The sequence below is a fragment of the Dactylosporangium sp. CA-092794 genome (assembly GCF_050948465.1).
Taxonomy (GTDB): domain Bacteria; phylum Actinomycetota; class Actinomycetes; order Mycobacteriales; family Micromonosporaceae; genus Dactylosporangium.
On record NZ_CP192044.1, the window covers coordinates 1878444 to 1892419 of the forward strand.

Annotated in this window: 13 protein-coding genes; 6 read left to right on the forward strand and 7 right to left on the reverse strand. The window is 73.0% G+C overall.

Annotated elements, in window-relative coordinates; translation table 11 throughout:
* Positions 1 to 4: 4 nt before the first annotated feature.
* A complete protein-coding gene (locus ACQPXD_RS08265; RefSeq protein WP_432836378.1) occupies positions 5 to 250 on the reverse strand; it encodes a hypothetical protein in 246 nt (81 codons plus the stop codon).
* A 1077-nt stretch (positions 251 to 1327) separates the two neighbouring features.
* Between ACQPXD_RS08265 and ACQPXD_RS08270 the strand changes: the two genes are divergently transcribed.
* A complete protein-coding gene (locus ACQPXD_RS08270; protein WP_432824726.1) occupies positions 1328 to 2380 on the forward strand; it encodes an IS110 family transposase in 1053 nt (350 codons plus the stop codon).
* Between the two features lie 236 nt (positions 2381 to 2616).
* On the opposite strand, the gene ACQPXD_RS08275 is transcribed toward ACQPXD_RS08270, so the two are convergent.
* Positions 2617 to 3663 (reverse strand): lysylphosphatidylglycerol synthase transmembrane domain-containing protein, encoded by a 1047-nt coding sequence (locus tag ACQPXD_RS08275; protein WP_432836380.1) that lies wholly within the window; start codon positions 3661 to 3663, stop codon positions 2617 to 2619.
* A 68-nt stretch (positions 3664 to 3731) separates the two neighbouring features.
* On the opposite strand from ACQPXD_RS08275, the gene lhgO reads away from it, so the two are divergent.
* Positions 3732 to 4913 (forward strand): L-2-hydroxyglutarate oxidase, encoded by a 1182-nt coding sequence (lhgO, locus tag ACQPXD_RS08280; RefSeq protein WP_432836382.1) that lies wholly within the window; start codon positions 3732 to 3734, stop codon positions 4911 to 4913.
* A 10-nt stretch (positions 4914 to 4923) separates the two neighbouring features.
* On the forward strand, positions 4924 to 5457 hold the full coding sequence (locus ACQPXD_RS08285; RefSeq protein WP_432836384.1) for a hypothetical protein: 534 nt from the start codon (positions 4924 to 4926) through the stop codon (positions 5455 to 5457).
* 127 nt (positions 5458 to 5584) lie between these two features.
* Here ACQPXD_RS08285 and ACQPXD_RS08290 read toward each other — a convergent pair whose 3' ends face one another.
* The 3 genes from ACQPXD_RS08290 to ACQPXD_RS08300 form a co-directional block, all read right to left on the reverse strand.
* Complete coding sequence (locus ACQPXD_RS08290) at positions 5585 to 6550, reverse strand: hypothetical protein (RefSeq protein ID WP_432836386.1); 966 nt, start codon at positions 6548 to 6550, stop codon at positions 5585 to 5587.
* An 844-nt stretch (positions 6551 to 7394) separates the two neighbouring features.
* Entirely contained in the window at positions 7395 to 7730 is a 336-nt protein-coding gene (locus ACQPXD_RS08295) for a winged helix-turn-helix transcriptional regulator (protein ID WP_432836388.1), read from the reverse strand.
* A 94-nt stretch (positions 7731 to 7824) separates the two neighbouring features.
* Complete coding sequence (locus tag ACQPXD_RS08300; RefSeq protein ID WP_432843725.1) at positions 7825 to 8478, reverse strand: metal-dependent transcriptional regulator; 654 nt, start codon at positions 8476 to 8478, stop codon at positions 7825 to 7827.
* An 81-nt stretch (positions 8479 to 8559) separates the two neighbouring features.
* Here ACQPXD_RS08300 and ACQPXD_RS08305 point away from each other — a divergent pair, with 81 nt between their 5' ends.
* Positions 8560 to 9384 (forward strand): sulfurtransferase, encoded by an 825-nt coding sequence (locus tag ACQPXD_RS08305; RefSeq protein WP_432836390.1) that lies wholly within the window; start codon positions 8560 to 8562, stop codon positions 9382 to 9384.
* Entirely contained in the window at positions 9381 to 10556 is a 1176-nt protein-coding gene (locus tag ACQPXD_RS08310) for an acetoin utilization protein AcuC (RefSeq protein ID WP_432836392.1), read from the forward strand. Before ACQPXD_RS08305 ends, ACQPXD_RS08310 begins: the two co-directional genes overlap by 4 nt.
* A gap of 8 nt (positions 10557 to 10564) precedes the next feature.
* Here ACQPXD_RS08310 and ACQPXD_RS08315 read toward each other — a convergent pair whose 3' ends face one another.
* On the reverse strand, positions 10565 to 10843 hold the full coding sequence (locus ACQPXD_RS08315) for a DivIVA domain-containing protein (protein ID WP_432836394.1): 279 nt from the start codon (positions 10841 to 10843) through the stop codon (positions 10565 to 10567).
* Between the two features lie 39 nt (positions 10844 to 10882).
* On the opposite strand from ACQPXD_RS08315, the gene ACQPXD_RS08320 reads away from it, so the two are divergent.
* Entirely contained in the window at positions 10883 to 13492 is a 2610-nt protein-coding gene (locus ACQPXD_RS08320; RefSeq protein WP_432836396.1) for a GNAT family N-acetyltransferase, read from the forward strand.
* Here ACQPXD_RS08320 and ACQPXD_RS08325 read toward each other — a convergent pair.
* Positions 13489 to 13926, reverse strand: a complete 438-nt coding sequence (locus tag ACQPXD_RS08325) for an SRPBCC family protein (protein ID WP_432836398.1) — start codon at positions 13924 to 13926, stop codon at positions 13489 to 13491. The two genes, ACQPXD_RS08320 and ACQPXD_RS08325, sit on opposite strands and share 4 nt — an antisense overlap.
* Between the last annotated feature and the right edge of the window lie 50 nt (positions 13927 to 13976).

Below are 13976 nucleotides of genomic sequence, written 5' to 3' on the forward strand. Positions count from 1 at the left end.
GGCTTCAGTCCTCGTCCTCGGCGGGCTGGGCGTCGTTGCTGAGCTGCTGCCCTGCCTGATCGAGCAGCTGATCTACGTCGTCTTGCGCGGGATTACCGGCTTTGTTTTTGCTTGCCGCCGGCGCGGGCACCGAGACGGCCGGGGCCGGGACGGAGCCGGCCGGAGCGGCCGGCTGGTGGATGCGCGCCCGGCCGCAGCCGCCCAGGAAGAGCAGCCCGGCCGCCAGCGCGATGGCGAGGGTTCGTCTCATGCGGACCATGCTGCGAGCGGCGGGTAAGCATGAGCGTCGGCCCGATGTAAGAGCATTGTCATTTTGCTCGGCGGTACCGTCCGAGGCGACATGACGACATCAACGATCCTGGTCACCGGGGCCACCGGGCGGCTCGGCCGGGTGCTCATGTCGGCGACTCGGCGACTCGGCGACTCGGCGACTCGGCGACTCGGCCGCGAGGGCTTCCCGGCGACGATGGGGCGGCTCGGCTACGGCGGGGGCTCGGCTGCGGCAGGGCGGCTACTGCGGGCGGTTCGGCTTCGGCGGGGCAGCCCGACGGCTCGGCTATTGCGGGGTGGTTCGGTGGCTCGGCTACTGCGGGGCGGCTCGCGTGCTGTGGCCGGGTCGGGGACTCGCGTGCTGTAGCCGGGTCGGTGAAGAGCCAAGGGCGGCCGGCGTTTCGGTGAATCGGCCAAATCGGGCGTAGCGGTCACGGGATTCGCCTGCGCGGCTGTTGCTCGCGGACGCTCCGCGTTCGTTGCTCCGGATTGCCGCTGGAGCCGGTTCGGTGTGCTTCGCGGCGGTGCTACCGATCGTGGGGAGCGCGGCCCCGCACGGCTGTGGCGGCAGGAAGTCTCCGCGATCATGTTGGAGCCGTCGTCGGCACCGCCGGTTTTTCGTGATCGTGGAGCGATTATGTACACCTGTGTACCAAATGTCTCCGTGATCATGGCGAACTCGTGGTGTGGCTGGGGTGAGACGCATGACGCTTCTATAGGGAAGGTGATCGGGCCCGGGGTTCGTGATCCGCTAGGTTCGATGCCGGTGATCTTGGATGACTCTTCCGTGATCTGACCACCGTGTGGTGTGTCTTTCGCATGACGTGTCGACAAGGTCACCGGCGTCGGCCCAGCTCGCTGTCCCTTGGCCTGATCAGAAGCCTGTCCGTGCTCAACCACGTGACTCATCACAGATGTGCCATGGCCAGCACCGTGTTCCCGGGCCGACGCCGTTGCAACGGCAGCGCTCATGGAAGGAACCACCGTAATGACCATGGTGACAGATCGTCGGGGCCGGCGTCGCCGGGCAGCGCCCGCCGGCCAGGGCGGCCGGGCTGTGTCCACCGCGTGGGTGGTCGGGGTCGACACCCACACCGACACCCACACCGCGACCCTGGTCGACGAGGTGAGTGCGGTCCTGGCCCAGACCGAGGTCCCGGCCACCCCGGCCGGCTACGCGCAGGTGCAGGCCTGGGCGCAGCGGCAGATCCCGGCCGGGCAGCGGATGTTCTGGGCGGTGGAGGGCACCCGTTCGCACGGGCACGGCCTGACCCGGCACCTGCAGGCCGCCGGGTACCGGGTCGTGGAGGCCGTGAAACCCGAGCCGGCCCGCCGGCGGCGGGGCAAGTCCGACCCGATGGACGCCACCCACGCCGCCCTGGCCGCGCAGGCCGTGGAGCGGGACCCCGCCGCCCGGCACGCCGAACCCCGCGCCGACGGCCGGCGGGAGGCGCTGCGGATGCTGCTGGTCACCCGCCGGCACGACTCCGACGTGCGCACCGCCACGGTCAACCTGTTCAAATCGCTGCTGCTCGGCGCCGGGCAGCTGCGCGAGACGCTGCGCGGGCTGACTACCACCCGGCAGGTCCGCGCCGTGGCGGGCCTGCCCGACGACCCGGCCGCCGACCTGGAGACCCGGGTCCGGCTGCAGGCCCTGCGCCGGGCCGCGGCCACCATCGCCGAGCTGGACCGGGCCATCGCCGCGGCCGAGAAACAGCTCGCCGGGCTGGTCAAGCAGGCCTGTCCCGGCCTGCTCGACCAGCCCGGCGTCGGCCCGGTCACCGCCGCGACCCTGCTCACCGTCTGGTCCCACCACGGCCGTATCCACAGCGAGGCCGCGTTCGCCGCGATCGGCGGGATCAGCCCCCTACCAGCCAGCTCCGGCCGGGTCGTCCGGCACCGGCTCAACCGCGGCGGTGACCGCGCCCTCAACACCGCCCTGCACACCATCGTCACCGCCCGCCGGCGGATGAAACACCCACCAACCAGCGACTACATCACCCGCCGCACCACCGAAGGCCTCTCCAACAAAGAAATCCTTCGATGCCTCAAACGCTACGCCATCCGCCAGCTCTACCGCTTCCTGGAAGCCAACGCCGTCGACGCTTGACAAAACCCTTCACAGATCACGGAGAGTTCGTGCCGGGCCATCGGATGCTTTATAGGGACTTAATGGGATATGTCGTGTGTCGGGGTATATGTCCGAAAAGTCGTGGCGCGGAGCGCCCGACTTTTCGTGTGTTCTTGGCGGCTCGGGGCTGGCAGGGAGGGCCGCCAGGCCCGAGTGGTGTCTGGCGGGAGCTACGGTCTGTATGTGATGCGGCCCGAGTCATCGGGTTTTGGCGTTTATAGGGGGGTTTCGGGGTTTTCTGGGTGGTGGAGGCGGCGGAGGCCTACGGCGGCGGAGACGCCGGCGGCGGCTACGTCGGCGATCGTGAAGAGCAGGCGGGAGACCAGCGTGAGCGCCCAGGCGGTCGGCCACGGCACGCCCAGGCCGGCCAGGGCGATCGCCATCAGGAACTCGCGGGCGCCCAGGCCCGAGGGGGCCACGATGACGAACGTGCTGATGCTCATCGCCAGCGCCATCGCGAAGACGCTGCCGACCAGGCCGTGGAAGCCGGGCAGGTGGGCCCGGACCAGCAGCCAGACGTGCAGGCCCGCGGCCAGGTAGCCGACCGCGCACCAGCCGCTGCTGATCAGGATCGGCCGCCAGGTGATCGGGCGGTCCAGCGCCGGGCGGCGCAGGATGCGCATCGCCCGGCCGACCAGCCAGGTCAGCAGCGGCGGGTAGCAGCAGGCCAGGCCGAACGGCAGCAGGACCACCGCGCACCAGACGGCGATCGCGGCGAACTTGCGGTGCTCGCTCGCGTCGGCGCCGTCGAAGGCGATGCCGAAGCCGGGGGAGGTGAGCACCAGGCCGACGGTCACGCCGAGGCCGGTGACCACGGCCGAGCCGATGAAGACCTTGGCCCGGGAGACGCCGACCCGCCGGCCCAGCTCCATCTGGACGACGTACGCCCACACGGTCCCCGGCAGATACTTGCCGAGGGCGCCGATGAGCTGGATCGGCGCCGCGTCGCGGATGCGCAGCGGATGGTCGAGGCTGCCGACCATCGCCCGCCAGGCCATCATCGTCGCCCACAGGCAGGCGACGGCGGCGGCGAGCGAGGCGGCCAGCGACGGCCAGGACAGGTGGCGGAACGTGGCCGACACGTCGGACCACTGCTGGACGGTGGTGGCGACGATGAAGTAGGCGATGCCGATCGCGGCCAGGATGCGCACCGCCTGCACGGCGCGGCTCCGCCACGGCCGCTTCGGCCGGGTGGCCGCGGGAGCGGGGATGACCAGCTCGTCGTCCATCGCCACTCCGGTCGTCGCCTCGACCTCACTCACGGTCGGTCACGCTAGCACGCCGCCCCCGGGCCCCTAAGATGCAGCGAACCGCCTTCGAAGGAGTCAGCGTGCGGTACGTCGTCATCGGTGGGGGAATTGTCGGGCTGGCCACCGCGCACCGGCTGGTGCTCGACCACCCCGACGCGCGGGTCACCGTCGTGGAGAAGGAGGCCGGCTGGGGCGCCCACCAGACCGGGCACAACTCCGGCGTCATCCACGCCGGGGTGTACTACAAGCCGGGCAGCCTCAAGGCGACGCTGTGCAAGGCCGGCAGCGCCTCCATGGTGCGGTTCTGCGAAGAGCACGACATCGAGCACAAGGTCACCGGCAAGCTGATCGTCGCCACCGACGACGCCGAGCTGCCCCGGCTGCACGCGCTGTTCGAGCGGGCGGAGGCCAACGGGCTGCCGGTGCGGATGGTGAGCCAGGCCGAGGCGCGCGAGTTCGAGCCGGAGGTCGCCTGCGTCGAGGGCATCCACGTCGCCTCCACCGGGATCGCCGACTACAAGGCCGTGTGCCGCACCCTCGCCGCGATCGCCGAGCAGGCGGGCGCGACGCTGCGGCTCAACACCGCGGTCGTGGGCATCCGGGCCGGCGAGCACGAGGTCGTGGTGCGCACCACCACCGGGGACATCGTCGCGGACGTGCTGGTCAACTGCGCCGGGCTGCAGGCCGACCGGGTCGCCCGGATGGCCGGCATCCACCCGCCGGCGCGGATCATCCCGTTCCGCGGGGAGTACTACGAGCTGCGCCCCGACCGCCGGCACCTGGTCAACGGACTGATCTATCCGGTGCCCGATCCGCAGTTTCCGTTTTTGGGGGTACACCTCACAAAAATGGTCGACGGGAGCGTCCACGCCGGACCGAACGCCGTGCTGGCGCTGGCCCGGGAGGGGTACACCTGGGGCAAGATCCGGCCCCGCGACGTCGCCGACGCCGCCACCTACTCCGGGCTGTGGCACCTGGCGCGCAAGCACCTGCGGTACGGCATCACGGAGGTCCGCCGCTCGCTGTCGAAGCGGCGCTTCGCGCAGAGCCTGGCCCGGCTCGTGCCGGCGGTGACCGCCGCGGACCTGGTGCCGGCCGAGGCGGGCGTGCGGGCGCAGGCGATCACCCCGGCCGGCGAGCTCGTCGACGACTTCCTCATCGTCGCCGAGGGGCGTCAGGTGCATGTGCTCAACGCCCCGTCGCCGGCCGCGACGAGCTCGCTGGAGATCGCCAAGTACATCACTGCGCGCCTGCCGGTATAGGGTGCCCGCTGTGCGCAGGCTGCCGCTCGCCATCCTTGCCATTGCCCTGTTGGTCGCCGGCTGCGACGACGCCGGCGCGAGCCCGGCCGCCCAGGGCTCGACCGCTCCCGCCGCGTCCGCCGGCGGAGCCTGCCAGCTGCTCGACTTCGGCATGGTCAACGCCAAGCTGGGCCTCGACCTGAGCGTGGCGGCCGGCGCGTCGCTGGACAACACGTTCACCTGCGTGCTGCAGGCCAAGGGCGTCAGCTACCCGGACCTGGTGCTGGCGGTCAGCTCGACCACCATCGACGCCGACGTCTTCGGCGACATGATCCAGCCGAAGAACGCGACGGCCGTGCAGGGCCTGGGCGTGGCCGGCTACCAGATGCCGACCCCGGCCGCGGGCAAGGCCGGCCCCGGCGTCGAGGTCGGCTGGCTGGCCGGCAACAAGCGGATCATCGAGCTGTCGCTGCGCTTCGCACCTGGCACCCCCGACCAGCGCGCCGCGGACGCGGTGCCGAAGGTCGTGGAGCTCGCGAAACTCATCGATCTGAGCAGCCTCTAGCATCGTGGTTACGCTGTGTGACGCGGTCGTACGGCGATTTGTCGGCACGGGGTAAGGTGAGGAGTCACGACGGGCCGCACCACCGGGATGCGCGGTGTTTCCTCTTTTTTCCTGGTCACGTCCCTGGTCACGGCGTCAGCCCGACGGCCCGGCGAGCCGAGGCGAACTGTTTCTCGTGATCGCCGAAGTAGCGCCACGGCCACACGGCGGCCCGGTCGCCGGACAGCTCCAGGTGCGTCCGGGCCCGGTGAGCGTCGCCGGCCTGGTGGTAGAGCGCCGCGAACGCCTGGTGCGCGCTCATCGTCCACGGGTGCTGGGCGTATTCGTCTGCCCCGGCCAGCAGCCGGTCCGCGGCCGCGTCGACCTCGCGGCGGATGGCGCCGTCGGCGAAGTAGCGCCACGCGCGCCAGAACCGTCCGACCAGGTTGCCGTGGAGGACCCCTTCGACGTAGCCCTCGAGGTGCGCGAGCGCGATGAGGGCGTGGAGCGGATGGCCGTCGGGCCGGTCCTGGGCGCGGAGGCGGGCGAAGGCGAGGACCTTGTCCTGGTTGCCGTACCACTTGCCGCTCAGCGTGACCAGGTGGCGGGTGTGCGCCCGGTACAGGTCGTTGCCGAGCACGACGGCCCGCCGGAACACGTCGTCGGGCTCGCTCGGGTGCTGCGGCGCGGCGAGCACCACCCCGGTCAGCTCGCTCCACGGCACCGCGTCGTCACGCCCGAGCGCCGCCGCCTGCCGCAGCGCGCCGCGCGCCTCGGCGACGAGTTGCTGCTGCCGCTGGATGCGCCGGTCCACCTCCCGGTCGCGGGTCCGCGCGCGGCGCCCGGAGCCGCGCGCCTCCCAGGCCGCCGCGGCGAGCGCGGCGCCGAGCAGGAGCCACCGCTCGCCGTGGTACGCCCGCTGCCGGGTCAGCTCCCGCAGTTCCTCCAGCCGCCCGGCGCCCGCCGCGCCGAGCACGCTCACCGCGTGTTCGCGCCGGTGGACGTCCGCCGCGCCCGCGATCAGGTCCAGCGCCGGGCGGGCCTGGCCGTCGTCCGCGAGGGTGTCCGCAGCGGTTTTGAGGGATTCGTCCGCAAATGCGAGGTCGTGCACCACCAACTCAGGCTAGGCACGACGGGCCGTCTCAGGAGGCGTGGCCGTCGTATCGGAGCCGCGATATCACCCTGAGCCGCCGCGCTGTGGCCGGGCCGGCGCTTGATCGTGGTGGTTGCGGACGACGGCCAGGCCCGCCCGGCGCTGGAGCCGTCCGGTGGCCCCGCTGCACGCCGCGCAGCGCGGTGCAGTGACCAGAAGTCTCCGCGATCATGCCGAACCGGGCGCCGACACCAACGGTTTTTCATGATCACGGAGTGATCATGTACACCTGGGCACCAGAAGTCTCCGGGATCATGGCAAACCCGTGGTGCGGTCGCGGCGGGGATCATGATCACGGAGACATACGTCCGTCCCGGCCGCGCCGCTCGGCTGTTCGCGCCCGGCGGGCGAGGCATCCGCGACGCCCGGCTGACCGCGACGCCCGGCTGACCGCGACGCCCGGCTGACCGCGACGCCCGGCTGACCGCGACGCCCGGCTGACCGCGACGCCCCGCTGACGGCGACGCCCGGCTGACCGCGACGCCCCGCCGGCCGTGCCGCACCCGGGGGCACCGCGCGGGGGCGGGGCCGATGACCCCGCCGTGCCCCAGTGGCGGCCATCGATGCCCGGCTGCGGTCGCTGCAACATCAACCAGCACGATCAGGGGCTGGCCGGCTCATGCACCACGCCAGCGGGCTTGACCCGCCGTCACGAGGTGGGCGAGACCCGCCGCCACTAGGCCGGGGCGCCGGCGGGCTTGACCCGCCGTCACGAGGTGGGCGAGACCCGCCGCCACTAGGTCGGGGGCGCCGGAGGCGCGGGCGTTGGTCGGGGCCGCGGCGGCCCCAAGACGCTGGTGCGCATTCAGGCGGTGCGGCCGTCGTATCGGAGGCGTGCGGCGGCGACGTCGGCCTGGTGCCGGCGCGCCCACGAGGCGAGGGCGGCCAGGGCGGCCTGCAGCTCGAAGGCCATGGGGGTCAGTGAGTACTCGACCCGGGGTGGCACGGTCGGGTAGGCGGTGCGGACCAGGAGGCCGTCGCGCTCCAGGTTGCGCAGCGTGAGCGTGAGCATCCGCCGGCTGATCGGGGCGACGGCCCGCTCGAGCTCGCCGAACCGGATCGGGCCGCCGGCCGCGGCGAGGAGGATCCCGACGCTCCACTTGGAACCGACCCGGTCGACGAGGTCCTCGAAGGAGCACACCGCGGAAGCGGCAGTCGAATCGTGCCCCGGTGCCGCGTCGGGCCAAGGAGCGTGCGTGGCCCCCACCTCCCCTGGATCTGCCCCCCCCCGGAGCTCAGGCGGCCGCGACGAAGACCCGCGACGCGACCTCCCGGGGTAGCCGGATCCGCTCGCCTTCGCGGTCGATGCTGACGCCGTCGCGCTCTTGGGCCACCGTCACCGTCGCGCCCGGGTCGATGCCGGCGGTGTGGAGTTGGCGCAGGACGTCGGCGTCGGTCTGGACGCTTTCGCAGATGCGGCTCACCACGACCGAGCCGGCCAGGCCGGGGAAGGCCAGGTTGCGCTCGCGGTCGCCGGCCTCGTCGCTGGTGCCGGCGCCCTGCAGGGCGTCCAGGCCGGGGATCGGGTTGCCATACGGCGAGCGGGTCGGGCGGCCCAGCAGCTCGTAGACCCGCTGCTCGACGGCGTCGCTCATGACGTGCTCCCAGCGGCACGCCTCCTCGTGGGCCTCCTCGTAGGGCAGGCCGATGACGTTGACGAGGAGCAGCTCGGCGAGGCGGTGCTTGCGCATGACGGCGACCGCGTGCTCGCGGCCGTCGTCGGTCAGTGCCAGGTGGCGGTCGCCCTCGACGATGAGCAGACCGTCGCGCTCCATGCGGGCGACGGTCTGGCTGACGGTGGGCCCGCTCTGGTGCAGCCGCTCCGCGATTCGGGCGCGCTTGGGAACGACGCCCTCCTCCTCGAGCTCGAGGATCGTCTTCAGATACATCTCGGTGGTGTCAACCAGGTCGTTCACTGCCTTGCCCTCCCGGTACGCGATGCTACCCGCTGCGTACGACAAGATTGGAACGTGACAGCCAACCGGGCGATCTTGAACGTATCCGTGCTCGCCGAGCTGGTGCGGTCAGCCCAACCGCCGACTCTTCTCGATGTGCGCTGGACCCTTGCGAAGGACGGCCGGGCCGCCTATGCGGCCGGACATCTGCCTGGCGCGGTCTTCGCCGATCTCGACGAAGACCTGTGTGGGCAGCCGGGCGCCGGTGGCCGGCATCCGCTGCCCGATCCCGCAGCCCTCGAGGCCGCGCTGCGGAGACTGGGGGTCCGCGCCGGGCACCCGGTGGTGGTGTACGACGCAGGCGGCTCCAATCCTACCGGTGCCGCGGCGCGCGCCTGGTGGACGCTGCGCTGGGCGGGCGTGGACAATGTCCAGGTGCTTGACGGCGGCTACGCGGCGTGGGTGGCCGCCGGGCAGCCGGTGACAACCGACACGGTGGAACCGGTCGAAGGGAACATTACGGTCACGCCCGGCGGAATGCCAGTCTGGACCGCGGCCGAGGCCGCCGATCCGGCCAACACGCTGCTCGATGCGCGGATTCCCCAGCGGTACCGCGGAGAGATCGAGCCGGTCGATGCCGTCGCCGGCCACATCCCGGGCGCGCGCAACCTGCCCGCGGCCGAGACCGTCGACGCCGGCGGGCTGCTGCGCCCGCTGGACGTCGCCGGGGAGCGCGTCGGCGCCTACTGCGGGTCGGGGGTCACCGCCGCGCAACTGGTCCTGGCGCTGCACGAGCAGGGGGTGCCGGCGGCCCTGTACGTGGGCTCCTGGAGCCACTGGATCACCGACCCGGCCCGGCCGGTCGCGCAGAGCCGGCCAGAGAAGGGCGAAACTCCATGAACTCGCTGGTGGTGTGGGACGAGCGGCTCCTGAAGTACGACATGGGGGATCATCCGATGGATCCCGTCCGCGTCGAGCTGACCATGGACCTCGCCCGCCGCCTCGGCGTGCTCGACCGGCCCGGCGTCGTCGTGGAGCGGCCGGAGCCGGCGACCGACGACGTGCTCGCCACCGTCCACGACCCCGACTACATCGCGGTGGTCAAGGCCGCCTCCACCGGGCGGCGGATCGGCGTGATGGGGCTCGGTACCAGCGACAATCCCACGTTCGTCGGCATGCACGACGCCAGCGCCCTCATCGCCGGCGCGACCCGCCGGGCCGCCGAGGCGGTGTGGCTGGGCGAGGCCGAGCGCGCGGTGAGCATCTCCGGCGGCCTGCACCACGCGATGCCGGACCGGGCGTCGGGCTTCTGCGTGTACAACGACCCGGCGATCGCGATCAAGCGCGTGCTGGAGCTGGGCGCCGAGCGCGTGGCGTACGTCGACATCGACGTCCATCACGGCGACGGCGTGCAGCAGGTCTTCTACGACGACCCCCGGGTGCTCACGGTCAGCCTGCACGAGTCGCCGCGCACGCTGTTTCCCGGCACGGGGTACCCGGACGAGACCGGCGGCCCGGCCGCCCCCGGCTCCGCGGTGAACGTGGCCCTGCCGCCGGGCACCGACGACGCCCGCTGGCTGCGCGCGTTCCACGCCGTCGTGCCGGGCGTGCTGCGCGCCTTCCGCCCCCAGTTGCTGTTCACCCAGTGCGGCGCCGACACCTATCGTGACGACCCGCTCGCCAATCTGCAGCTCACCGTCGACGGGCAGCGCGCGGCGTACCTGGCGCTGCGCGACCTGGCCGGTGAGGTAGCCGGCGGCAAGTGGGTGGCCAGCGGTGGCGGCGGCTATGCGGTGGTGGAGTGCGTGCCGCGGGCCTGGACGCACCTGATGGCCGTGCTGACCGGCGACCCGATCGACCCGTCGCGGCCGGTGCCGGACGAGTGGCGGGCCCTCGCCGCGAGCCGCCGGCCGGGCCGGCCGCTGCCGGCCACCATGACCGACGGCGGCGCCACCGCGTGGGCGCCGTGGATCCCGGGCGACTCACCGGACGCGGTCGACCGCACGATCATGGCGACCCGCAACGCGGTGTACCCCTATTTCGGCCTGGACCCGCACGACCCCCGCGACTGAGCGCCGGCTCAGCGCTGGACGACGGCCTCCAGGCGGGCCAGGCGCTGCTTGATCCGGTCCAGCTCGGCGAGCATCTCGGTCTCGGCGGCCGAGGAGGTGCCGAAGGCGCTCTCGCGGGTGGTGCCGCGGCCGCCACCGCGCAGCGTGGCGATCTCGTCGTGCAGCGCGGTCAGGGTCTGCGCGACCACGTCGATGAACTGGTCGACCTCGTCCTCGTCGTAGCCGCGCTTGCCGAACGGCGCCTTGGCGAACCGTAGGGCCTGCACATCCGCCGGGGTCAGCATCATGCGAGACACGGTAACCCAAACGGGTGCGAGACTAGGCGAGTGAACGACGTTTCGGAGCGCGCCGCCGACGTGCTGCTTTCGGACGGCACCACCGTCCACTTGCGACCGATCCGCCCGGACGACGCGGACCGGATCGTCGCGCTGCACTCGCGCTTCTCCGAGCGGACGCGGTATCTGCGGTACTTCTCGGCCTATCCGCGGATCCCGCAGCGGGACCTGGACCGGTTCGTCAACGTCGACCACCACGACCGCGAGGCGTTCGTGGTCGAGCACGCCGGCGAGCTGATCGCGGTCGGCCGCTACGACCGGCTCGGCGCGGGCTCCCACCAGGCCGAGGTGGCGTTCGTGGTCGAGGACGCGCATCAGGGCCGCGGCATCGGCTCGGTGCTGATCGAGCACCTGATCGCGGCGGCGAGCGGGGAGGGCATCACCGAGTTCGAGGCGGATGTACTCCCGGTCAACCAGGCGATGCTGCGCGTGTTCATGGCGGCCGGATTCCACATCGAGCGCGAGTTCGCCGACGGGGTCGTGCACCTGTGGTTCCCGATCGCGGCCACCCCCGACTCGCTGCGCGTGCAGCAGGCCCGCGAGCAGACGGCCGACGCCCGCTCGATCGGCCGGCTGCTCAACCCGCGCGGGGTCGCGGTCTACGGCGTCCGCGCCGACGGCTCCGGCATCGGCGCGGCCCTGCTGTCGCACCTCAAGGGCGCCGGCTTCGCCGGCGAGCTGGTCCCGGTCCATCCGAGCGCCGAGGTGGTCGGTGGGTTGCCCGCCGTTTCGAGTCTTGGGGGTACCGCCGGAATCGACCTCGCCGTCGTGGCGGTCCCCGCCGACGCCGTTCCCGGTGTCGTCGCCGACTGCGCCGCGGCCGGCGTGCACGGCGTGGTCGTCGTCTCCGCCGGCTTCGCCGAGGCCGGCCCGGACGGCGCGCAGGCCCAGGCGGCGCTGCTGCGCGCGGTGCGGGACTCGGGCATGCGGCTGGTCGGGCCGAACTGCCTCGGCATCGCCAACACCGACCCGGGCGTCCGGCTCAACGCGACCCTCGCGCCGCTGCTGCCGCGCGCCGGGCGGGTCGGGTTCTTCAGCCAGTCCGCCGCCCTGGGCACCGCGCTGCTGGCCGAGGCCGACCGCCGCGGCCTGGGCCTGTCGACGTTCGTCTCGGCCGGCAACCGGGCCGACGTGTCCGGCAACGACGCCCTGCAGTACTGGCGCGAGGACCCGCACACCGACGCCGTCCTGCTGTACCTGGAGACCTTCGGCAACCCGCGCAAGTTCGCCCGGATCGCCCGCGAGCTGGCCCGCCGCAAGCCGGTGGCCGCGGTCGCGAGCCCGGTCCGCACGCCGGCCCTGGCCGCCGTGACCACCGGCCCGGACGCCCGCGGCGTCGCCGCGCTGTTCGCCAGCTCCGGCGTGATCCGGGTGGACACCGTCGCCGAGCTCTTCGACGTGGGCCTGCTCATCGCCGGCCACCCGCTGCCGACCGGCGACCGCATCGCCGTGGTCACCAACGCCGCCGCCCTGGGCGTCCTCACCGTCGCCAAGGCTCCCGCGGCCGGCCTGCGCATCGCCGAGGGGTACCCCCGGGATCTCGGCCCGGCCGTCACCGACCTCGACTTCGTGCGGGCCGTCCACGAGGCCCTCGACGACGAGGCCGTCGACGCGGTCGTCGCCGCCTACGCGCCGGCCCTGGCCGAGGGCGACAAGCTGGGCGTCGCCGAACTGCTGCGCGTCTCCACGGCCGGCGCCCCGCGCCCCCTCGCCCTGGTCGCGCCGGCCGACCCGGCGTTCACGGTCGCCCCCGCCTACAGCGACGACGACCCGGCCCCGCTGCCGATGTTCCCGGCGATCGAGGAGGCGGTCCGCGCCCTGGGCCGGGTGGCCCGCTACGCGGCATGGCGCCGCGAGCCGATCGGCACCGTCCCGCCCCTGCCCGGCGTCGACACCGCGCGCGGCACCGCGATCGCCGCCCGCCTGGCCGCGGAGGGCCTGGGGGAGCGCGGCGAGGCCGACGAACTGCTCGCCGCCTACGGCGTCACGGTCGTGCCGTCGCGCTGGGCCGCGGGCGAGCGGGTCGCGCCGGTCGCCGCGGAGATCGGCTTCCCGGTGGCCCTCAAGGTCGCCACCCGCCAGTGGCGGCACCGCATCGACCTGGGCGCGGTCCGGCTCAACCTCACCTCGGCCGCGCTGGTGGAGGAGGCGTACCGGGAGCTGGAGCGCCTCTTCGGCCTCGGCGTCGAGGTGGTCGTCCAGCCGATGGTCGCCCCCGGCGTGGCCTGCGTGGTCGAGGTCGTCGACGACCCGTCGTTCGGCCCGGTCGTCGGCTTCGGCCTGGGCGGCGAGGCGGCGGACCTGCTCGGCGACCGCGCGTGGCGCCCGGTCCCGCTCACCGACCGCGACGCGGCCGCGCTGGTCCGCGCCCCGCGCGCCGCGCCGCTGCTCACCGGCTACCGCGGCGCCGCCCCGGTCGACCTGGACGCCCTGGCCGACCTGCTGCTGCGGGTCGGCCGCCTGGTGGACGAGCAGCCGTCCCTGTCGTCGCTGACCCTGAACCCGATCCTGGCCCGCCCGTCGGGCCTGGCCGTCCTGCACGCGACCGCGAAGCTGGCCCCGCACCAGCCCCGCCCCGACCAGGGCCCGCGCCGCCTCTAGCGCCGGCCCTCCGCGCGGCGCTTGAGCGCCTCGTTCATGGTGTGGAAGCCCGCCTCGCTCTTCTCCACCAGGTGGAAGACCAGGCCGGTCAGCACGCCGGAGACGCGCTCGCCCTGGACGAACCGGGTCGACGCCGGCGAGAGCGCCTCGGCCCGGAAGTAGTGCGTGGCGTGCAGCAGGCCGGGGACCGGGAGCTTGACCTCCCAGCTGAGCTCCGGGAGGTCCACGTTCACCAGGGTCGCCTTGAGGTCGCGCTGGCCCAGCCGCGGGGTGTGCGTGACCGCGGTGACCCGGCCGCCGCGCACCAGGGGAGCCGCGATCGATCTGATGTACTCGTTCCAGTTGTCCCGCGCGTAGCTGGGAAAGTCGGTGAGCGCCTGCCAGACCGTGCCGGCGGGCGCCGCGATGTTGATGTGGGTCTCGATCAGTCTCATGGTCCGTGCCGCCTTCGAAGAAGTGGGAGTGGTACTTCCATATCGAAGGT

Coding starts and splice junctions, on each gene's coding strand:
- ACQPXD_RS08265 (WP_432836378.1), bottom strand. CDS start 250: ATGAGACGAACCCTCGCCATCGCGCTGGCGGCCGGGCTGCTCTTCCTG.
- ACQPXD_RS08325 (WP_432836398.1), bottom strand. CDS start 13,926: ATGAGACTGATCGAGACCCACATCAACATCGCGGCGCCCGCCGGCACG.
- ACQPXD_RS08300 (WP_432843725.1), bottom strand. CDS start 8,478: ATGTATCTGAAGACGATCCTCGAGCTCGAGGAGGAGGGCGTCGTTCCC.
- ACQPXD_RS08310 (WP_432836392.1), top strand. CDS start 9,381: ATGAACTCGCTGGTGGTGTGGGACGAGCGGCTCCTGAAGTACGACATG.
- ACQPXD_RS08315 (WP_432836394.1), bottom strand. CDS start 10,843: ATGATGCTGACCCCGGCGGATGTGCAGGCCCTACGGTTCGCCAAGGCG.